Origin of the sequence: Maribacter stanieri, assembly GCF_900112245.1 — a bacterium.
GTDB lineage: Bacteria > Bacteroidota > Bacteroidia > Flavobacteriales > Flavobacteriaceae > Maribacter > Maribacter stanieri.
Genome location: NZ_FOYX01000002.1, coordinates 441,999 through 463,604 on the forward strand (window position 1 = coordinate 441,999; position 21,606 = coordinate 463,604).

At 33.3% G+C, this 21,606-nt stretch carries 23 protein-coding genes; 17 read left to right on the plus strand and 6 right to left on the minus strand.

Going from position 1 to position 21,606, the window contains the following annotated elements; translation table 11 throughout:
- The first annotated feature begins 12 nt into the window (after positions 1 to 12).
- From BM296_RS12420 to BM296_RS12435, 4 genes are read left to right on the plus strand one after another with little or no spacing between them, the layout of a single operon-like run.
- Entirely contained in the window at positions 13 to 882 is an 870-nt protein-coding gene (locus tag BM296_RS12420; protein ID WP_091903309.1) for an AraC family transcriptional regulator, read from the plus strand.
- A gap of 60 nt (positions 883 to 942) precedes the next feature.
- On the plus strand, positions 943 to 1,767 hold the full coding sequence (locus BM296_RS12425) for a PIG-L family deacetylase (RefSeq protein WP_091903310.1): 825 nt from the start codon (positions 943 to 945) through the stop codon (positions 1,765 to 1,767).
- An 11-nt stretch (positions 1,768 to 1,778) separates the two neighbouring features.
- The gene (locus BM296_RS12430) at positions 1,779 to 2,636 is read left to right on the plus strand and encodes a hypothetical protein (protein ID WP_143099069.1); all 858 of its coding nucleotides are present in this window, start codon (positions 1,779 to 1,781) and stop codon (positions 2,634 to 2,636) included.
- Entirely contained in the window at positions 2,629 to 3,603 is a 975-nt protein-coding gene (locus tag BM296_RS12435) for a carbon-nitrogen hydrolase family protein (RefSeq protein ID WP_091903312.1), read from the plus strand. Before BM296_RS12430 ends, BM296_RS12435 begins: the two co-directional genes overlap by 8 nt.
- Before the next feature lie 12 nt (positions 3,604 to 3,615).
- Here the strand turns inward: BM296_RS12435 and BM296_RS12440 are convergent, their stop codons facing one another.
- A complete protein-coding gene (locus BM296_RS12440) occupies positions 3,616 to 4,626 on the minus strand; it encodes an LLM class flavin-dependent oxidoreductase (protein WP_091903313.1) in 1,011 nt (336 codons plus the stop codon).
- Positions 4,627 to 4,679: 53 nt separating this feature from the next.
- Complete coding sequence (locus BM296_RS12445) at positions 4,680 to 4,949, minus strand: ArsR/SmtB family transcription factor (RefSeq protein WP_091903314.1); 270 nt, start codon at positions 4,947 to 4,949, stop codon at positions 4,680 to 4,682.
- Positions 4,950 to 5,079: 130 nt separating this feature from the next.
- Between BM296_RS12445 and BM296_RS12450 the strand changes: the two genes are divergently transcribed.
- The gene (locus BM296_RS12450) at positions 5,080 to 5,529 is read left to right on the plus strand and encodes a hypothetical protein (RefSeq protein ID WP_091903315.1); all 450 of its coding nucleotides are present in this window, start codon (positions 5,080 to 5,082) and stop codon (positions 5,527 to 5,529) included.
- Between the two features lie 18 nt (positions 5,530 to 5,547).
- Here BM296_RS12450 and BM296_RS12455 read toward each other — a convergent pair whose 3' ends face one another.
- Positions 5,548 to 6,852 carry a hypothetical protein gene (locus BM296_RS12455; RefSeq protein ID WP_091903316.1) on the minus strand — a complete coding sequence of 435 codons (1,305 nt, stop codon included), beginning with the start codon at positions 6,850 to 6,852 and terminating at the stop codon, positions 5,548 to 5,550.
- 223 nt (positions 6,853 to 7,075) lie between these two features.
- On the opposite strand from BM296_RS12455, the gene BM296_RS12460 reads away from it, so the two are divergent.
- The 5 genes from BM296_RS12460 (at position 7,076) to BM296_RS12480 (ending at position 11,887) form a co-directional block, all read left to right on the plus strand.
- Positions 7,076 to 8,548, plus strand: coding sequence for a potassium/proton antiporter (locus BM296_RS12460; protein WP_027067444.1), 1,473 nt, complete (start codon positions 7,076 to 7,078; stop codon positions 8,546 to 8,548).
- Position 8,549: 1 nt separating this feature from the next.
- Positions 8,550 to 8,924 (plus strand): hypothetical protein, encoded by a 375-nt coding sequence (locus BM296_RS12465; protein ID WP_091903317.1) that lies wholly within the window; start codon positions 8,550 to 8,552, stop codon positions 8,922 to 8,924.
- A gap of 107 nt (positions 8,925 to 9,031) precedes the next feature.
- Positions 9,032 to 9,508, plus strand: coding sequence for a hypothetical protein (locus BM296_RS12470; protein WP_027067446.1), 477 nt, complete (start codon positions 9,032 to 9,034; stop codon positions 9,506 to 9,508).
- 140 nt (positions 9,509 to 9,648) lie between these two features.
- Complete coding sequence (locus tag BM296_RS12475; protein ID WP_091903799.1) at positions 9,649 to 10,260, plus strand: alpha-ketoglutarate-dependent dioxygenase AlkB family protein; 612 nt, start codon at positions 9,649 to 9,651, stop codon at positions 10,258 to 10,260.
- Positions 10,261 to 10,336: 76 nt separating this feature from the next.
- Positions 10,337 to 11,887 (plus strand): NAD(P)/FAD-dependent oxidoreductase, encoded by a 1,551-nt coding sequence (locus BM296_RS12480; protein WP_091903318.1) that lies wholly within the window; start codon positions 10,337 to 10,339, stop codon positions 11,885 to 11,887.
- A 131-nt stretch (positions 11,888 to 12,018) separates the two neighbouring features.
- On the opposite strand, the gene BM296_RS12485 is transcribed toward BM296_RS12480, so the two are convergent.
- Positions 12,019 to 12,255: a hypothetical protein gene (locus tag BM296_RS12485; RefSeq protein ID WP_027067449.1), complete on the minus strand. Its 237-nt coding sequence runs from the start codon at positions 12,253 to 12,255 to the stop codon at positions 12,019 to 12,021.
- A 437-nt stretch (positions 12,256 to 12,692) separates the two neighbouring features.
- Between BM296_RS12485 and BM296_RS12490 the strand changes: the two genes are divergently transcribed.
- Complete coding sequence (locus BM296_RS12490) at positions 12,693 to 13,997, plus strand: DEAD/DEAH box helicase (protein ID WP_027067450.1); 1,305 nt, start codon at positions 12,693 to 12,695, stop codon at positions 13,995 to 13,997.
- Between the two features lie 132 nt (positions 13,998 to 14,129).
- Here BM296_RS12490 and BM296_RS12495 read toward each other — a convergent pair whose 3' ends face one another.
- On the minus strand, positions 14,130 to 14,864 hold the full coding sequence (locus BM296_RS12495) for a LytR/AlgR family response regulator transcription factor (protein ID WP_091903319.1): 735 nt from the start codon (positions 14,862 to 14,864) through the stop codon (positions 14,130 to 14,132).
- The gene (locus tag BM296_RS12500) at positions 14,864 to 16,822 is read right to left on the minus strand and encodes a histidine kinase dimerization/phosphoacceptor domain -containing protein (RefSeq protein ID WP_091903320.1); all 1,959 of its coding nucleotides are present in this window, start codon (positions 16,820 to 16,822) and stop codon (positions 14,864 to 14,866) included. The genes BM296_RS12495 and BM296_RS12500 overlap by 1 nt, the downstream gene beginning before the upstream one ends.
- A gap of 188 nt (positions 16,823 to 17,010) precedes the next feature.
- On the opposite strand from BM296_RS12500, the gene BM296_RS12505 reads away from it, so the two are divergent.
- The 6 genes from BM296_RS12505 (at position 17,011) to BM296_RS12530 (ending at position 21,452) form a co-directional block, all read left to right on the plus strand.
- Positions 17,011 to 17,547: an ester cyclase gene (locus tag BM296_RS12505; protein WP_091903321.1), complete on the plus strand. Its 537-nt coding sequence runs from the start codon at positions 17,011 to 17,013 to the stop codon at positions 17,545 to 17,547.
- A 79-nt stretch (positions 17,548 to 17,626) separates the two neighbouring features.
- The gene (locus BM296_RS12510; RefSeq protein WP_091903322.1) at positions 17,627 to 18,322 is read left to right on the plus strand and encodes a Type 1 glutamine amidotransferase-like domain-containing protein; all 696 of its coding nucleotides are present in this window, start codon (positions 17,627 to 17,629) and stop codon (positions 18,320 to 18,322) included.
- Positions 18,323 to 18,690: 368 nt separating this feature from the next.
- On the plus strand, positions 18,691 to 19,221 hold the full coding sequence (locus BM296_RS12515) for a hypothetical protein (RefSeq protein WP_218157887.1): 531 nt from the start codon (positions 18,691 to 18,693) through the stop codon (positions 19,219 to 19,221).
- A 275-nt stretch (positions 19,222 to 19,496) separates the two neighbouring features.
- Positions 19,497 to 20,432, plus strand: a complete 936-nt coding sequence (locus BM296_RS12520; RefSeq protein WP_091903323.1) for a nuclear transport factor 2 family protein — start codon at positions 19,497 to 19,499, stop codon at positions 20,430 to 20,432.
- 83 nt (positions 20,433 to 20,515) lie between these two features.
- Positions 20,516 to 20,917: a nuclear transport factor 2 family protein gene (locus tag BM296_RS12525; protein ID WP_091903324.1), complete on the plus strand. Its 402-nt coding sequence runs from the start codon at positions 20,516 to 20,518 to the stop codon at positions 20,915 to 20,917.
- Positions 20,918 to 20,939: 22 nt separating this feature from the next.
- Positions 20,940 to 21,452, plus strand: coding sequence for a RidA family protein (locus tag BM296_RS12530; RefSeq protein ID WP_091903325.1), 513 nt, complete (start codon positions 20,940 to 20,942; stop codon positions 21,450 to 21,452).
- Positions 21,453 to 21,606 lie beyond the last annotated feature (154 nt).

A 21,606-nucleotide genomic window follows, 5' to 3' on the forward strand; every position in this document is an offset into this window, starting at 1 on the left:
TATTCGACCACAATGAAATCTGCTCTTCAAAAATCGCCAATACCAGAATCAAAAGCCTATTTAGCGCGCACTTTAAACGAGCCGGTTTTTGATCCACATTGGCATTTTCATTCAGAGTATCAATTATTTCTTGTTTTAAACGGTAGTGGCACTCGCTTTATTGGTGATAGCGTAAAGCCCTATAAAGCAGGAGATATAACATTTACGGGACCTAATTTACCCCACCTGTGGCGTAGTGAACATGCACATGAACAAGAACAGAATATTGCATGGTCTGAAGGGGTCGTTATCTATTTTCACGAGAATTTTTTAGGTGATAACCTATTACAGACCGATGAGGCTATACGACTACGACAGGTATTTCATAAAAGTTTACGAGGTATTGAATTTACTAACAAAACTGCTGAAACCCTTCAACAATTAATGCTAGAATTAATTCAAATGGATGGTTTTGAAGGTATTCTACACCTACTTAAAATTTTAGATTTTATCAGCCAAACAAAGGAGTATGCAATTTTAGCTAGTCCGGGGTATACCAATACCTTGCGTGAAGCAGATACGCAACGTATGTTCAGTGTATATGCTTATGTAATGAAAAACTTTAAACGAAAAATAGCTTTGGCAGAATTGGCAGATTTAACCAATATGACGCCCACATCTTTTAGTAGGTATTTTAAAATACATGCCAATAAATCGTTCTCAGAATTTGTGAGTGAAATACGTATAGGCCATGCCTGTAAATTGCTGATTGAACAAAAAATGAATGTTTCACAAGCCTGCTACCAGAGTGGTTTTCAGACTCTTTCTAACTTCAATAAACAATTTAAAGCCATTACTAATCGTACACCTTTAGCTTACAAGAAGGAATATGAGGTGTATTAATGTTTTTAAAGAAATACAATTCGATTTCTATTTCATTAAATTGCTTCTAAAATAGATTTAATGAATAGACTATTACCCATACTTTTTATTGCAATCATGTTATTTTCATGTGCTGAACAAGAACAGAAAATAAATAAAAGCACTAGCAATAAAGGAAAAACCTTAATGGCAATATTTGCTCATCCAGATGATGAGATTGTTATATCCCCTATTCTATCAAAATATCAAAAAGAAGGTGTAAATATTCACTTGGTAATTGTAACCGACGGTAGAAACGGAGTAACTCCTCATGCTAATATACCTGCAGGAGATGAACTTGCCAAAACCCGAGCTGAAGAGGCATTATGCGTCACACAAACCTTAGGCATTAATCCGCCAATATTTCTAAAATATATCGATGGAGATCTAGCACTTAAAGAGAACATCAATACTTTAGACGAGAAAATTGATAGCCTATTTATAAATTATAAGCCAAATACTGTAATTAGTTTTGGCCCTGGAGGACAGTATGGACATCCAGACCATAGAATCGTTAGTAACGTGGTTACAGAGGTTTTTCAAAGAGAGACGTCTAATGAGCTCCAGAATTTACTCTACTACGGATATCCTAGAGAAATTACCAATGCAGAAGTACCCTTTAATACCGATTTGGTCAGCTGGTTGAACGATAATTTAAAAAGAACTCAAGAAAGATTTCTTACCTACAGAATACCTTATAATAAGAGCGATTTAGAATTAGGACATAAAGCATCAAATTGTCATGAGTCTCAATATACTTCAGAAGCTATTGATGATTTAATGGAAATTGTAGAACAGACAGATTCCCTCATATACCTTAGACCTTGGATGGGTAATGAAGAAATTAAAAATACTATTTTCGACTAAAAGCATATTGAATGAATATCAAGTACCTAAGCTATCTACTGTTTTTTATCATGTTAGCTTCATGTCAGCAAAAACAAAATAAAACATCTACTGAACCAGCCGTTTACACTTACGGTGCTAAAAACGATTCTGCCGTTTTTTATTTTAATAAAGGTTGGGAGCATATTTTAGATTATGGTCAATGGACGCTATCTGAAAAAGCATTTAGAAAGGCCGTAGAATTTGATTCTACTTTTATTGTAGGTAAAGCTTTGGTTGGAAAAAACACTACAAACCTCAATGAAAGAATTCAAATCTTAAATGACATTAACAACTCACAAATTAAGGTTAGTGAAGACGACCAATTAATTTTAGAAGTAACACGCATTACTTTAGAATTATTTAATGCCCGTGGAAAAAACGTGAAATTAGATGAAAACTTTAAATCATTTTTTTTGACCACTGCCGAGAAGAACTATAGAACCTTTATCCATAAATACCCAAACGAATCATATATTAAAGCTGAGTATATTGAGGTTTTGAATGCAATATATGGTGCAAAAACAGCCTTAGATTCATTACAAATACTTACCACCCCTAAACAGAAAAAAGTTCCATTTTTTATTAGCTATGCAGCTACTTTAGAATCTGATTTAGGAAATTTTAAAAAAGCACTCTCCATTGCCGATGATTTTAATAATCAAATTAACGACCCTGGCATACCGCAACCTTACGTGCTGTACGGAAGTATATATTTAAAAATGGACAGTTTGTCTTTAGCGACTTCAAACCTTGATAAAGCCCTTCAATTAGACCCTAATCATATTTTCGCACAGCGATTTAAAACTCAGCTTCTCACAAAATTAAATACCATTAACACGAATGACTAAAATAATAGATACTCCAGAACAAAATAACCTTAAAATAGGTATGGCTCAAATCTCACCGGTTTGGCTAAATAAAGAGAAGACTATTGATAAAATCAAGGATTATATCATTAAAGCTGGTGAAGATGATTGCGAGCTTGTAGTTTTTGGTGAAGCACTATTACCTGGCTATCCTTTTTGGGTTTCCATGACAGACGGTGCTAAATTCGATTCTAAAGTACAGAAAGAAATTCATGCACATTACATCAAAAATTCCATTCAAATTGAAACGGGAGAATTAGATGACATTTGTGCTCTTGCAAAGCAGCATAAAATTGCTATCTACCTAGGATTAATGGAACGTGCAAAAAATAGAGGTGGTCACAGTATTTACTGTTCACTTGTTTACATAAATAGTAATGGAGAAATCAAGTCTGTTCATAGAAAATTGCAGCCTACCTATGAAGAACGATTAACGTGGGCTCCTGGTGATGGTAACGGTCTACGAGTACACGACCTAAAAAACTTTACTGTTGGCGGACTCAATTGTTGGGAAAACTGGATGCCTCTTCCACGCACAGCTTTATATGGTTTAGGAGAAGATTTGCATATAGCCGTATGGCCAGGTTCCGATTACAATACCGCTGATATTACACGATTTATTGCGAGAGAATCTAGATCTTTTGTAGTTTCCGTTTCTAGTTTAATGAGCAAATCCGACTTCCCTAAAGACACACCACACTTAGATACTATTCTTGAAAACTGCCCAGATACTCTAGCAAATGGAGGCTCTTGTATTGCTGGACCGGATGGAGAATGGATTTTGCCCCCAGTTATTGATAAAGAAGGTTTAATTACTGCTACTATTGATTTTAACAGGGTGCTTGAGGAACGACAAAACTTTGATGCTGTAGGGCACTATTCTAGACCTGATGTAACGAAATTAACCGTTAATAGAGAACGGCAATCAATTGTTGACATAAATGATTAAAATGGAGAGAACTTAACTGTTCTCTCCATTCAATTCTTTCATAATCTCCGCAAACAATTGATATGATTTAATACGGTCTTGACCATCATAAATGTTAGTGACCGCTATCAGTTCATCTACTTGAGTATCGGCAATAAATTGCTTTATCTGTTTTTTTACTGTTTCCCTGCTTCCAATAAAGGAGTATTTAAGCATTTGTTGCACAGACGGATTCTGACTTAATTCTCTTAGTTCTTCGGTCATATCTACAGGAGCTTGCATAAAACCTCTATTTCCGGTCAATAAGCCTACAATCATCTTATAAAGTGATGTAGAAATGCGTTCTGCTTCTTCGTCCGTATCTGCAATAATGATATTTACTCCTGCAGCCGTATAAGGTTTTTCCAACTCTTGTGAAGGTTGAAATTCATTATGATAAATTTTCAACGCATTCATTAAGTGGGTTGTCGCGAAGTGACTCGCAAAAGCATAAGGCAACCCTTTTTTAGCCGCCAAATGTGCACTATCCGTACTTGAACCTAAAATGTATAAAGGCACCTCTACCCCTTCCGCTAAAGTAGCACGTACTTTTGCTTGGGCATTTTCAGGAGAAAAGTAGCGTTGTATTTTTTCTACCTCTAAAGGAAATGACTGAGCTGCTTGATAAAAATCTGAACGTATGGCTTGAGCAGTCAACTGATCTGTACCAGGCGCACGACCTAAGCCTAAATCTATTCGGTTAGGATATAATATGCCTAAGGTACCAAACTGCTCTGCTATAATTAGTGGGGAATGGTTAGGCAACATAATACCGCCAGATCCAACTCGTATTGTTTTTGTTTCTTCAGCAATCTTACCAATTAAAATAGATGTTGCACTACTGCCTATAGCTACTGAATTATGATGCTCTGCCAGCCAAAAACGTGTGTAACCAGCTTGTTCCGCAGCTTGTGCTAGAGCTACCGAATGATCAAAGGTATCTTTCAATGTAGTCCCCTGTGATACTATGGCTAAATCTAATATGGAATATTTTATTTTTTTCATACCATTAAATTCATTTATATATTTAAAAGTATCTATATATCAAATTAAAAAAATTATAAGTTCTGCAACCTCAACAAGTAATTGTCCCAAACCTCATGGTTAAGCGAATAATTATAATTTCGACCAATTTTATGTTGATTTATTAATCCGGATTCTACCAGTTTTTTTATATGATGACTAATTGAAGGTTGCGCCAAATCTAATAAATTACACGCTCTAGTACATTCTACCTTACCTTGGTTCTTTTGCATATACTGCAATAATTTCAACCGATTTACATCACTTAATGCTTTAGATATTTTCTCTATTTGTTTTAGCTCCATGACGCATTTAATATATTGATACATGCAAATGTATTTATAATAATCTGTATAAAATTTCAATTGGGAAGATCTTAATAATGATTAACTTGACCTTAAGACTAATTCCTTGTAAGTGAATTTGAAAAGTATTTTGAATAAGCCCCAAATACTCCTGTGGATTTTAATACCAGTAATTCTCCTCATAGGATTTCTTGCTCCTGACGAAACATTAGTCATAAATTTTCACGACAGCTATTACGTAATTGCTTTAATTCATTTGGCAGAATTTGTGTCTATACTTTTTGGAATTACAGGGTTAGGTTATTGGATTATTCTGAAAGTGAACCGAAAACTAATAAATGTGCTCACCTTAACATATATAATAATTACAATTGGCGGCTCTGCTATTATACTATTGCCTCCTTATTTTGTTTCAGATGATAGTACAGAAACAACCTTTTTTAAATTTGATAATTTAATTGAACAGAACATGATGAATTTAATAGCACTTTTACTAATCGTAATAGGTCTAATAATTTTTATTATTAATATTCTTGAAAGCCTTTTTCGAAGAAAAGAGACCATGGTAAAAAATAAATAGATTTTACTTTCTGGAATTTTAAAATTTATTAAAGGTGTAATTCTCACTAATGTAATTTCCTGTTCTAATTTTAGATGTCTTATCTATAAAGAATTGCTGCTGCTCATAACCCTGCGTGTATAATATTACAGTGTTTAAATTAAGATCTTCCAATTCCATATTTGGGAATCTTTCGATTAGTTCATTTGGTAGCTCATAAATTTGTTGAGTCTTACTACCAGTTGAAAACACCTCCCAATCAGTAGTCAAGTATGCTCCTTCTTCGTTAGTTTTTTCAGAATTATGACGTGTGGTCTTAGTTACTGGATTTAACTCCGTAACAAATTCTAAATTATATATATCTTGGCTAACCATTGTAAATGAAGGCTTCTCTGGGATTGTAATATCCAAAACCTTATCACCAATTTTATAATAGCCATAACTATAATCGATAAAAGAAATACCTAATCCGAATTTATAGCGATCATACCCATTTAAAAAACTGTTTTCAGGCATACCTTCTCCATTTCCAAAAAATTCGCTAAAAGATTGCCCGTCTCCCCAATACGTATTTGATTCATTAGACGAAAAGCCGCCAGATTGTAATATGTAAAATTGGTTAGATGGTAAATTAATAGGGACATATTCATCGAATTCCAAAAAGTCATTAAAATCATGAATATAAGATTCACCATTCGCAGGACTTAATTTTAAAAATTTAGTTCGCCCATTTTCACCTCTTACATTTATCCAATATTCCATATTTTCATATAGAGGAATATTTGTAAGTTGTAAAGTAATTTTATTATCATTAGATTCTGAACTAAATTCATCAGGTCTTAAAATATTATAAGGAGTTGAAATTTGAAAAGTTTCGTATTCTGTTATGTTTCTGACTTGAAAGTTGAAAGTACCTATTAAATTACCTGTAATATTATAATTATTATCATTCCAAACACTATTATCATCGATATCTGTAAAGGTTAATAATCTATGACCTTCAGAGATACCGTCATTAAATTTATTATAAGATAATTTAGTAATGTTAATCTTTTCAGGAATTGAATCTTTATGAGCTGTAAATGTCATTGGACCTTCTAATAGGTCTTGTTTATAGTCTAATAAATTACCATCGCTATCATACACAATTATCCAGCGTTCTGAATCATTCAACGCTGTCGCATTATATGTGAAATAAACAAAGGGTTCAGGCTCTTCTACAGTTTCTACCTCTTCATTTTGTTCTTCTTCAATAACCTTTTCTGTTTTTACTTCATCTTCCTTTGTACATCCAAATGTTAAGACCAATGAAAAAACAAGAATAAAATTTTTAAAGAACTTCATATTTAATTGTTTGATGTTATCAGATTTTAACGTCAAAAACTATTTATTAGTACATTTTAAAATCTTCTTATGAACAAATAAATAAAAAACTAAACCTTATTTTATTTAGAAAAAAATAATTTAATAGCAAGCGTAATTACAACATAACATTAACATAATAAAATTAAAAAATTAACACAATGAATTAACTTTGTTCTGCAAAAATTAGGAATAAAACCAACCAATGAATCTTACTATTGAAAATATACTTCTTGTAGGTTCCATATTACTGTTCATCAGTATTATAGTTGGTAAAACATCTTATAAATTTGGAGTACCAACTTTAATCCTCTTCTTAGCAATAGGTATGCTAGCAGGGTCTGACGGTATTGGTGGTATTAAGTTCGATGATCCAAAGCTTGCACAATTCATAGGTATCGTTTCCTTGAACTTCATTCTATTTTCTGGAGGATTAGATACTAACTGGAAAGCTGTAAAGCCAATTTTAAAAGAAGGTCTTGTTTTATCCACTTTAGGTGTTCTGCTTACAGCGGTTACCTTAGGTACTTTTGTCTATTACATTACAGATTTTACCATTTATGAAAGTATGTTATTGGGCTCTATTGTCTCTTCTACAGATGCAGCTGCAGTATTTTCCATTTTACGTTCAAAAAACCTAGCATTAAAGAGCAACCTTAGACCCACATTAGAATTAGAAAGTGGTAGTAATGACCCTATGGCCTATGTACTAACATTGGCTTTTTTAACCTTGGTGATTAATCAAGATTTAAGCATTCTTTCCATTATACCCTTGTTTTTAAAACAAATGATTTTAGGTGGTATTGGCGGATTTGCATTTGGAAAGTTAAGCGAGATTATAATCAATAAAATAAAACTTGGTTTTGAGGGGCTTTACCCTGTGCTAGTTATTGCCTTAATGTTCATCACTTTTTCTGCTACAGATTTCTTTGGTGGCAACGGTTTTCTTGCTATATATATTTGTGCCGTTTATCTGGGTAACCAAGATTTAATACATAAATCGACCATATTAAAAATGTTCGACGGTATGGCCTGGTTAATGCAAATAGTGTTGTTCCTAACTTTAGGTCTTCTTGTATTTCCTTCACAAATTATGCCTTATATAGGTATAGGTTTACTTATTTCTGTATTTCTAATTTTGGTTGCCAGACCGGTGAGTGTTTTTATTAGCTTAATGTTCTTTAAAATGAAATTGGGAAGAAGATTCTATATTTCATGGGTAGGTTTACGTGGAGCGGTTCCTATTGTATTTGCTACTTACCCCCTATTGGCTGGTATTGACAAAGCGAATATCATTTTTAGTATCGTATTTTTCATATCGGTATCATCAGTTTTAATACAAGGAACGACACTATCCATTTTTGCTAAATGGTTAAATGTAGCATTGCCAGATGAAGTAAAACCTATAGCCGAAAACGATAGATATATTCTTAATTTACCAAAATCTGCAATGGAAGAGGTTTCGATTTCGCCTAACAGTTTTGCCGTAGAAAAAAGAATAATAGACCTGCATTTTCCAAGGTCCGCATTCATTGTAATGATCAAAAGAGATGGTAAATTTGTACGTCCGGGAGGATCTACAGTAATTGAATCAAATGATACTTTAGTATTGCTGTTAGATAATGAAGAAAGTTTGAAAGAAGTAAACGAAATTCTCGACCAAAGTGTTTTAGTTTAGAATGATAAAGCAGAATAATATACTTAGAGTTCTCTTACTCGTAACAGTTTACTGTTTCGGTATATATAGTTCTGCCAATACGTTACCATTTTCTAATGAGATTGTATTAGGGAAGACTGGTGATCAGAAAACATATTTTTCTGAATCATCAAAGATTTTATCTCCGCATGCACAGCAATCAGAAATTTCTATTTCAGATGTTGCGGAAGTTTCAACGCCAAATTACAAGCTTCCTTTTACAAGTTTTAGTGCTAACTTAAATACAATAGAAGAACGTTTTACTTCTAGATATAAACAGTACACACTTTACGCTAATACCTTATTGGTAAGACATAGAAAGTCTGATCTTATCTTTCCTTTCCATAATTTCTGGTAATATATTTTTTTAAGGCTATCATTCTGATAGCTAAGTATAACAAATTGATATGAAGTTAATGAACACTTCATACAGAAATTAATATCACTTATTTAAAAATATATAAAATGGAATTAGGAATAGCCGCTATTGGTATAGCATCTGTTGCAATTTGTGCAATGCCTTTTGTTGTTACAAGCAGAAGTAGAAAATTAAAAGAAAAGAAAATGATGGCATCTTTAAATGATGTCGCAAACAAACATAACTGTACAATTAGGGAACATGAAATTTTTGGTCATTATGCCATTGGTGTAGACCAAGAGAAAAAATTTGTTTTCTTTATTTCAAAATCCGGTGAGGATTTAAATCAGCAATATGTCGATTTATCTACCATTAAAACATGTGAAATTGCCAATATTGGCAAGTCATATGCTAGAAAAGAAAAGATTACAGAACGCTTACTTCTAAATCTTTTTCCTAAAAACAACAATGAACCTGACACTGTTTTTGAATTTTATGATGTGGAAGTAAATTTCCAATTAAGTGGGGAGTTTCAATCTATACAGAAATGGAATAGTGTAATTAAAAACTTGCTGAAAAGCTAAGTTTAAGTTATCTAACATTTTGTTAGTTATAAAAGCGAATGGACAACTTATCATACTCGGTAGGTTATCTGTTCGCTTTTACTTTTAAAACAGTATTTATTTTGTTAGATTGTAATTGGACATTACCAGAAATCTATAAAATGAAGTTATTTGATATTAAAGTTGACCACAATAAAAACCTACTTCCAAAAGGTGGCACTGTTAATTACTATGGAAAGATTTTTATGGATAACGAAGCTGAAGATTATTTAGATAAACTACTCAATCATATTGAATGGAAAAATGATGAAGCTATCATATTTGGAAAAAAAATAATTACTAAACGTAAAGTAGCTTGGTATGGCGAAAAGCCTTTTCAATACACCTATTCAAAAACTACTAAACAAGCCCTACCCTGGACAACTGAATTATTGACTTTAAAGAACAAAGTTGAACATGAAACTGGTGAAACTTATAATTCATGCTTACTTAATCTTTATCATGATGGTAGTGAAGGCATGGCTTGGCATAGCGACGGAGAAAAAGATCTAAAAAAGAATGGAGCAATTGCCTCTTTAAGTTTCGGTTCTGAAAGAAAGTTTGCTTTTAAGCATAAAGAAACCAAAGAGAAAGTTGAGTTAATTTTAGAACATGGTAGTCTACTTGTTATGAAAGATGAAACCCAAACTAATTGGCTACACCGTTTGCCCCCTACAACCAAAAGTCAACATCCAAGAGTAAATTTGACCTTTAGAACAATTATTGAGAACTAATAAAACTTTTAAATTACCCTTCAGCATTTTTAACTCCCTATAGTTAACATCATGTATTTTACTTTAATTTTGCAGCATGGTCAGAAATGTACAATTACGATTAACTTTAAAGGAAGAAGCTACCCCTAACGGATTAGAGATACGCACAGCGAAATATCTAGGACTTGAAGATGGCACATTTACCATTAAAGTTCTTAGAAAATCAATTGATGCTCGTAAACCTAAAATTTACTTCAATTACAAACTGGCCATATATATTAATGAGCCTGCCCCTAGCGATACTTTAAACTTTAAATACAAAGATGTTTCTAAAGCCAAACCTATTCATATTATAGGATTTGGACCTGCAGGAATGTGGGCAGCATTACGTTGTTTAGAAATGGGATATAAACCCATTGTTCTAGAACGTGGTAACAATGTAAAAGAACGTAGACGAGATTTAAAGGCTATTAATCAAGACCATCAAGTTAACCCTGAAAGTAATTACTGTTTTGGTGAAGGTGGTGCAGGCACATATTCTGATGGAAAATTATATACGCGAAGCTTAAAGCGTGGAGACGTGCGCCGTATTTTTGAAAGTTTGGTATTTCATGGTGCTACAGAACAAATACTGGTAGATGCACACCCGCATATTGGTACTAATAAACTCCCAAAAATCGTTCAAAATATTAGAGAGGTTATTCAACATCATGGTGGTGAAATTCACTTTAATACCAAGGTAACCGACTTCGTTATTAAAGATAACACGCTAAAAGCTATTGTTTTAAATGATAACGATGAAATGGCTGTTGAAAGGGTGATTCTCGCAACAGGACATTCCGCTCGTGATATTTTCGATTTATTACACAAAAAAGATATTGCTTTAGAAGCTAAATCTTTTGCTATGGGCGTACGTGTAGAGCATCCGCAGCATATTATAGATAGTATTCAATACCATTGTTCTGGTGAGCGTAGCGAGTTATTGCCTGCTGCATCCTATAGTTTGGTAGAACAAGTAAAAGATAGAGGTGTATATTCTTTCTGTATGTGCCCTGGCGGATTCATTGTACCAGCTGCAACTGCACCTGGAGAAGTTGTGGTGAACGGAATGTCCCCGTCTAAACGAAATAACCTGTATGCCAATTCCGGTATCGTAGTGGAAATTAATGTGGATAAGGATATTCCTAAATACGAGAAATTTGGAGCGCTTAAAGGTTTAGAATATCAGAAGGCTTTAGAGCGATTAGCATTTACTTCCGGTGGGCGCTCGCAAACGGCACCTGCCCAAAGATTAACTGATTTTGTAGAAGGTAACCTATCTGTAGATTTAAACCCGACCTCATATCAACCAGGTTTAAATTCTGCCCCATTACACTCTCTACTACCTAAATTAATTGGTGGTAGACTTAGACAAGGTTTTAAAGCTTTTGGTGATAAAATGCATGGTTACTACACTGCTGAAGCAAATATTGTTGGTGTTGAATCTAGAACATCATCGCCAGTAAGCATTCCAAGAAATGAAAAACTAGAACATCCGGTAATTAAAGGGCTTTTTCCTTGTGGTGAAGGTGGTGGTTATGCCGGTGGTATCATTTCTGCTGCTATGGACGGCGAAAGATGTGCCGAAGCTGCAATGAGAGGACTTTAAAGTTTAAGTTGGTTGTTGGAAAATATAATTTTAGCTTCTCTATTATATATATTGATAGAAATTAAAATCAATCTATAATTACATCACCTTATTTCTCCTTTATATTTTTAACCTTATACTGAATATTAAAATTAAGCCATTTTAGCCTTGTTAGCTTTTGTGATGAAGTTTAAATCTCTTTTAATTCTAGAATTTTTAAACTTGTATAAACGAGCAACTTCAGTTTCAGTCTCAAGGTTTAATTCGTAAGTAGTTTCAGTAACGATAGTCATTTCAATAGTTTCAACTTTTACATTGTCAGTATTGTTTTGTGCTTGAGCTGTGAAGCTTAAAAAGATGATGAAGATGATTGTGATTATTGTTTTCATGACTTGCGTTTGTTACACTAATAGAACGCCGCAGGCCTTGTTTAACTAGGTTGTGAATCGCTGAAAAACCTATAATTCTCGTTGGTTTACACGTGTTCGGGTAAAGTGTAAAATCGAACCGATTAACGACACACCACCCAAAATCACCTTACCGATATTTGATGTCGTTAACCGATATTTCAAAAATTTCATATTGAACATTTAGAGGAATAGTCAACTTTATAATTGAGAATAAAATACATAGGGTAAAGGTTGATTCAGAAAATAGCAGAACCGTCAATCTCAAATTTATCTAACCTCCCAATTTATAATCAGCCATTTATATTACTAGATATATAACATGATGTGCTTTCGTCATTACCCCTAAACTCTCTACTTATTACTTATACCTTAATTCTTCCACATTAAAGCGTACCTTTGCCGCTTATTAAAATTTTATGACATTTAAAGAACTCGGCTTAGCCGAACCTATCCTAAAGGCCTTAGAAGCCGAAGGTTATACTCACCCTACTCCAATTCAAGAACAATCAATTCCAATATTACTTAAAGGCAAAGACTTACTAGGTGTTGCACAAACCGGTACCGGTAAAACGGCTGCTTTTGGTATTCCTATTCTTCATCAACTATATGAAGGTATTAGTTTAAGCCAATCGAAACGAAAGGTAAAAGCATTGGTAGTGACACCAACTCGTGAGCTTGCAATACAAATTGGAGAAAGCTTTACCGCTTATGGTAAATATACTGGCTTACGTAACACTGTTATTTTTGGAGGTGTTAAACAAGGCAAACAAGTAAGTGCTTTAAGAGGCGGCGTTGATATATTAATTGCTACTCCTGGTCGTCTGTTAGATTTAATGAACCAAGGGTTTATCTCATTTAGAGATTTAGAACATGTAGTTTTAGATGAAGCTGACCAAATGTTGGACATGGGCTTTATACATGATATCAAAAAAATAATTGCCAAACTCCCTGCAAAAAGACAATCGCTATTCTTTTCGGCAACAATGCCAAAAGACATTGTAGAGCTTTCTAGAAAAATGCTTGGTGATTTCGAGCGTGTTACTATTAAACCAGAACAAGCAACTGCAGAGAAAGTTGAACAAGGTGTGTATTTTATAAGCAAGGCCAATAAGCCTAAGCTACTAGTTCACCTTATTAATGAGAATCCAGATAACACCCTTATTGTTTTTTCAAGAACAAAGCACGGTGCAAATAAAATTGTAAAGAAACTTGATCAAGCCGGTATTAGGTCTGCAGCCATTCACGGTAACAAATCACAAGCTGCAAGACAAAAAGCTTTAGGCGGTTTTAAAGAAGGAAAACTTAAGGTCTTAATAGCAACTGATATTGCTGCAAGAGGTATAGATGTTGAAGATTTATCATTAGTAGTCAACTATGATTTACCTAATGTTTCTGAAACTTATGTACACCGTATCGGTAGAACCGGAAGAGCAAATGCTAGCGGTATGGCAATTTCTTTTTGTGATAAAGAAGAAAGAGCTTACTTACGTGATATTGAAAAGCTAATTAAGCAGCAGATACCTCGTATGCCAGAGCATCAATTTACAGATGAGGATTCTACTGAGGATAAAGACGAAAGACCAGCACAACGTCCTAGAAACAGCGGAAATTCTGGAAACAAAAATAAGAACAGACCAGGTGGTAATAACTTTCGTGGAAAGAATAACAGAAATACAAGTAAAAAAAAGCCGAATAGAAATTCGACAAGTAGTCGAGATTAACGGATAGATTTTACCTTAACATATAAAATTGCCAAACCTCCATGATGGAAATATCATGGAGGTTTTTAATTATATAGCTATCGCTATAGCATTTTTCAAGAATTGGTTAGCCATAACATTAAAATCAAAATTTTAAATGGTTTTAATTCTACTTAACAATAATGCTTTATGTGACTTACCAATTGGTATCACTTTTCTTCCTATCTCTAAATGACCATCTGCCAACACATCTAGTTTTGAAATATTGATGATATAAGAACGGTGCACCCGCACAAAATTGAGGCTTGGCAATTTTTCTTCCATAACCTTGAGAGTACATGTAAGTACATGTTTTATATGGTGCGTAACCAAAGAACAATAGTTACGATCAGCTTCGATATATAGAATATCTTCTAGTAAAAGTTTTTCCATTCTACCGTTATGTCGTACAAAAATACGATCATCAAGTACTTCTATATTTTCTTCAATTGATGCCGTCTCGCTTACATCTTTTAATTGTTCAACAACTAATGAAATGGTGCGCTCTAAACTTAATTTATTAAACGGCTTGGCTATAAAAGCTTTGGGTTGTGTTTCTTTTGCCAATTCAAATGTAGCATCATCACTGTTCGCCGTTAGGTAAATTATAGCAATATTCTTTTCTTTAAGTATTGCCTTGGCCGTAGCAATTCCATTCAGATTTCCTTTTAGATTAATATCCATTAAAATAATATGAGGAGCATGTTCCCTAACATGTATAATAGCCTCTTCTCCCCTTGGCAAAATACCTGTAACCTCATAACCCAAGCTGGTTAATTGAATAGAAAGATTGGCAGCAATGATCATATCATCCTCAACTATCAATACTTTAATTGGGCTATTCTTCATCAGGCAGCTTTTATATTTTGAAATTGAATGTGAACGGTGGTTCCTAAGTTAGTCAAAAGCTCCATCTTTCCATCTAATTGTTTTACCAACAAATTAACCAAATGTGCGCCAAAACCTGTTCCACTTTTTAGGCTATTATGGTACATACCAATACCATCATCACCAACTTCTAGAAGCAGCAAATCTTGTTTTTTAGTTAGCGACAAAATAATATTACCCTTTCTATTATCTGGAAAAGCATATTTTAAAGAATTAGTAATCAACTCATTAACAATCAAACCTATAGGAATAGCTAAGTCTACGTCTAATTCAAGTTCTTTCATCTCAATATTTACAGTTATCCGATCATACTTACCAAATGAATGTATGATATAGTCACTTAAATTTTTAAAATAATCTTTCATTTCAATAGTAGCCAATTTTTCGCCCAAATATAATTTTTGATGAATCATACCCATACTATGTACTCGATGTTGACTTTGCTCCATTGCATCCAATATTTTAGGATCTGTAATTAATGAAGCCTGTAATGATAATAGACTAGAAACAATTTCTAAATTGTTCTTTACCCGATGATGTATTTCCTTCAAAAGAAATTCTTTTTCTGCATTTTTACTTTGCAAAAGTCTGTTCTTCTTGACATTATTAGAGATTGCCTTATAAGCCAAAACCAATAGGAGCAATAATAAAAAAGTAATAATTATAATGAGGTGCTGCCGTGTTTGTTGCTTTTTAATTTGAATTTCTTGTAGTGCAATTGTATTCTCTTTTTTAGCCACATCAAACTCCGTTCTTAATTGTGATATTCGTTGATCTGCCTCTGCCGTAAACACTTCGCTTTTTAAGGAATCATATTTAGCAAATGCCTTATAGGCTTTTTTATATTCTTGCTCCCCAGCATAAGCGTTACCTAATTCTTTATAGGCATCACCCAAATAGTACGCATCACCAAAGTCTTCTGTTGCTATTCTAATTGATTTGTTGAGTCCGTCAATAGCTTCTAAATAATTTCCTTGTTTATTCTGCATTTTTGCCATGGCTAGCCAAGAACGCATTATCATAAAATTGTTCTCAAGAAGCTCTGCATACTTAACAGCATTTTTTCCAGCTTCGTTGGCATTTTCAAATTCCCCTAAGTAAGTATATAGGTCTACTAATGAAATATAGACATCACTTAAATTATTGTAAAACCCGTATCGCTCTCCAATTATAATTGATTGTTCATAATACTTGCGAGCCTGTTCGTAATTACTTAATGCCAAATAATTATTACCTGTTACATATAGGGTAAAATCATAATCCAAATCAGTAAAACCCCAAACTTCAAAAAGTTCTAAAGAACGAAGTCCATATTCCAGACCTGATTCATATTTACCTTGTTTCCAAAACAGATTACTTAAATCGCTATACCCCATAGCTATTGCCTTAGTATCATTATGTTCTTGACCTAATTCAATTGATTTCAAAGCAAAATCCGCTGCTTTATCAAGTTGACTTTTACGTTCATATACATAACCTAATTGCGTATTTAGAAATGCTAAATCTGACTGGTCAACTTTTGTTCTTGCCAACTCTAGTACGGTTTGCGCGCTATCTAATTTTTCCATTCGCAAAAGAATAGCTCCCTGTGTAATTTGAAACCTTCCATGCCACAACGAATCGGATTCTACAGTACAATCAAGCCCAATTTTTGTAAATATCAATGCTTTATTTAGGTTCCTAGTATGCCAATAATAGGCCAGGTCATTAAGCATAGAAAACTTGACCGTATCAACCTTGACCTTATTGTAATTTTGCTCTAAAGTATCTAGGTAAGAAGCACCGAAATTATCTGTTTCAACAAATACTTTTTTATAAGGATGTTCACTTGCTAAATCTACTATTTGCCCATAGCCAAAAAGCTGTCCTAAAAAACATAAGAGAATTAAGTAGTATATTTTTTGATAGTTGACTCTCATTTTACAAGTTAGTTCTCACCGAGGGAAAATGAGTATTTATTAAATGTACAACAATCTTCGCAGTGTTTTCCTGGATCAATAAATATCATTATTCGGACAATAGACCAACGAATTCATCCTTTTAAAACTTAATAATTAAGAATTTATAGCTTAGTTAAAGTAGTGTAAAACCTCCAAAATCCTCTACTATGAAACCTCTCAGCATAACTTTGTTCGCTATTGTATTAGTTGTACTGATAGCATGTAGAAATAAAGAAACTACTAAGAACAAGAATACGTCAACCACAATTAACAATGCCAACAACGCCCTAAAGAAAAATACAAAGGAATATATGAATGCATGGAGCGAGTATGATACGTTGTTGTTGGAATCTATCACTATACAGAAATTTGTACGCAATCTTAATGGTGATAATATTTCTTTCTCCCAGCACCAATTATTTAATTCAATGCATTTTTGGCACAGGGTTATGCCAGACCTTAAAATTGTGGATAAAGAAATAATTGTAGTAGAAAATAGAACGTATGTTAATTGGGTGGGTACCGGAACCAACACGGGTATGTTTGGAGATATACCGCCAACCGGAAAAGTGGGGCAAATTCATGGTTTCAGTATTCTTACATTTAATGATGACAATAAAATAGTCCATGAAATTGCCTTTTTTGACAAGCTTAATCTTATGGAAGCCTGGGGCTATTCTTTGGCACCACCAGTAATGAACTAAACCAGCAAACATATTATTTTAATAAAAAATAATTGCGCTATACTTTCGAATTAGTGGCAGAATCAATTATTTTGCCTTCATGAAAAAACAGCTCTTTATTTATGGTAGTGGAAGGCATTCTGTACCCTTTTTAAAATATATGGCAGAAGCTACAGGTAAAAAAAAACCGAATCTTTGCTTTATACCTACTGCTAGCGGCGAGGATCAAGAATATATAGATTCGTTTTATCAGGTTTGTTCCCAAATTAATGTAACTCCCCATGTTTTAAGTGTATGGATAAACTCATACGACCAAAAAGAATCTTTTGAAGAGATAATTTCAAATATGGATGCCATTGTAGTAGGTGGCGGAAATACATTAAATATGCTAGCTATTTGGAAGGCTCAGGGTATTGACATCGCTCTTAAAAAAGCTTATGATAACGGTGTTGTTATGGGCGGTGGTAGTGCTGGATCCTTATGTTGGTTCAATGGTGGCACAACTGATTCTAGACCCAAAAAATTAAGCATTGTAGAAGGCATGTCATTTATAGATAAAAGCCATTGTCCTCATTATAATTCAGAGAAGTCTAGAAGACCATTATATCATAATAATATTATTTCTGGAGAACTTACAGATGGTTATGCCTGTGATGATCGCTCTGCTATTCACTTTATAGATGATAAAGTACACACTTCGGTTTCTTTAGACCTTGATAATAATTCGTATTATGTATATCTAAAAGAGGATGGTTTCATAGAAGAAGAACTTATACCTAATTCCATAATATCCTAAAAATACAACTATTGCATTAACCCTGATTTTAGAAATGACTACACTTAAATACCTTGTTGTTTAGGGTGTTTAGTCACGCTAAAATATTCTCCTAATTCAATTTACCAATCTTCATTTCTTTAATTGCAGCTATTGGTAATTAACTGAATACACCTTCTTTATACCTTATTTATTCCTAACACATAAAATTATACTTATTTAATTCTATCCCGTAAGTAATTCTCGGTAAATAAATAGTGGCATTCGGACAGTTTAAAATCCCATCCGTCCAAAACAGTTCGTATTTCATGCCAAATAGTGATTTCTTTAAAGTAGTTCCTCCTCTTTAGAATCTCATAAAGTACTATTAATCTTTAAATCGAGAAATTATGAAAAGAGTAAAAATTACATTGCTAATTGTAGCCATGGCATTTGGAGCAACTTTTAGCAATGCACAGCAACCTAGTGTAACTTTAGATTTTGACAATGGTAAAACTGCCATGGAAACGCTAAAGAAATACGTAACCGCAATACAAAATGCCGATGTTGAGAATATCTCTAATCTAATGACCAAAGATGCAATGGTCTACGGTCTAGGAAGTGGGTTAGATTCTTTAAACGTAACACAACACAAAGATTATTGGATCAACAGCTTAGCCAACTACAATCATAATATCTCTAAAGATCTATACTTACCTGTGAAGGTTGAAAATAGTTGGAACGAAGGCGAATGGCTGCTTACCTGGGGAGTAAATACACTCGAAAATAATAAAACCGGAGTGGTAACTCCTGTACCATACCACATAGCAGCAGTAGTCAAGGACGACAAAATAGCTGCAATGTACTATTACCTAGATTATATTAGTTTACTCACAAAACAAGGATATACAGTCATACCTCCAGACACAGCTAAAAAATAGTACAACTAAGTAATTTGTAACCACCAAACGTATATAACTAGCTTCTGAAAATTTCTTTGCATTGGAGTACTTAAAATATAATGGTTCAAGTTTCAAACGAATCTAATTAGTATTACCAATACAACAATAAAGGGCAGACAAAATTCGGGAGAATTTATTTTGACAATTTACAATATGAAAACATAACTGTTTTTGAATTTAGCCAATATTCTGATGTCAAAAATGTCTGTCTTTTTTTAAAACGAAAAATCAAACCACTATTAAAAGTAAAAATTATGAAAAAAATTTTATTAGTATTCGCATTGATGACAACATTCATCACAATTGCTCAAAAGAAAAATGGAACTATTTATATAGAGCATCCAGCTATTGATGTAGTAAATAGTTTTACCCAGGCATTTGTTAAAGGAGACACCGTAAAATTAGCCAGTCTTTTAACAGATGACTTTAAAAACTATAATGGTGTTTCTACAAACCCCAGTGATAAAGGCACTGACAAAGCTAAATATGTAAAAAATTCATATCGTTGGTTCGATGAGCTAGATTATTTTTCAATTTCTGATTTTCCGGGTGCATATCCTGATGCCGTTGAGTATAAAGAAGATAATAAAGATGGAGAAATTTGGGTACAAACTTGGGATTTACTTAAAGGAGTACATAAAGAAACAGGTGTAAAATTCACATCTCCAATCCATCGTCTTATAGTTGTTACAAAAGACAATAAGATAAAAACAATCATTAATTATAATAATGAAGGCATCTTTAATGAATTGCGACAAAGTTTTTCTGACCGTACAAATGGTACTATTTACAACCACCATGAAAATATAAATACAGTTCGAAAAGCAGTGTATGCCTTTGAGAATGCAGACTTAGAGAAAGCACTTAGTTTTTATAGCGATGATGCCTATTTTTTAAATATAAATGATGATTTAGATAAGCCGGAAACTAAAGATGATGTGAAAAAAATTCGACAAGAATTTTTAGATGCTTTTGAAATTACAAGTATTGATATGATTGGCTATCCCGATTATTTAGAATACGAAATGGCTAACGGTAGAGTAGTAATGTCTTGGTGGGATTTTCACTTGGTTAGAAAATCAGATAAAAAGAAAATTACGCTTCCAATGCATATAAGTGATGACTTTGATGAGGACGGAAAAATAATTTCTGAAATCTTATACTTCAATAGAGCAGCATTAGAAAAGTAAAAAAAATGCCATAAAGTCTTGATTTGACTTTATGGCATTTTACATTTTGTTTAAAATTATTAACATCAATATATATTTTAACGATGGACAATTTGAAAATTATAGACAATTTATATAAAGCTTTCGCAACAGGAGATATACCAGTTGTATTAGACTTCTTAGATAAAAATGTGGAGTGGAACGAGGCTGAAGGAAATGCACTTGCAGAAGGTAATCCATATATAGGTCCTGATGCTGTTCTAAACGGAGTATTTATACGACTCTCTGAAGAACATGAATATTTTAATCTGAAGGATATTGAACTTCATGATATGGTTGATGACAAAGTTCTGGCAACCCTACGCTACGATGCCAAAAGAAAAAATAATGGTGCAGTGTATAACGCTCAAGTTGCACATTTCTGGAAATTGAAAAATAGAAAAATCGTGGCATTTCAACAGTATGCCGACACCAAAAAAATAGCAGACGCAACCCATACTAAATAAGCACTATATCAACTTAAATAAAATGAAAAAAACATACCTTAAAAATATAAGTGTCATTTTACTCGTAGCTTCTTTGTGTTTTGGATGTAACCAAAATAATACCGAAAAGACACCCGTTGAACTACCGCCAATAGAAGTAAAAGTAGAAGTGCCAGAATACTTTCAACTACGACCAGAAGTTGAAAAATTGTTTGGTTATTCGCATGCAGTAAAAATTGGAAATGATATTAAAATCTCTGGTGCCGTAAGTATGGATGCCGACGGTACCCCAACTGCCGCTGGTAATTTTGAACAGCAAATGATCAATTGCTATGCCGATCTACAGAAAATTTTAAATCATTATGGTTGCACGTTCGATGATGTCGTTGTCGAGAATATTTTCACTACCAACATGCCCAAATTTTTAGAAGCTGCAGCGTATAGAAATGAAATTTATACAAAACAGTTTCCCGCGGGTTCTTGGTTAGGGGTAAAAGAATTGGCCATGCCAGAGTTTATGATCGAAATAGAATTAGAGGTATTTAAAAAAGAATAAAATACATCCGTTTATACAGAAAATATAGAATTCCGTTGAAAGCTTCATTAATCTTAAAAGGAAATTATGTATTTTAAAGGCATAAAATTCCCCATTTTTTAATTGATTTCCAATTTGTTGTTTTTTCCTTTTGCGAAAAATAACAGAATGTATA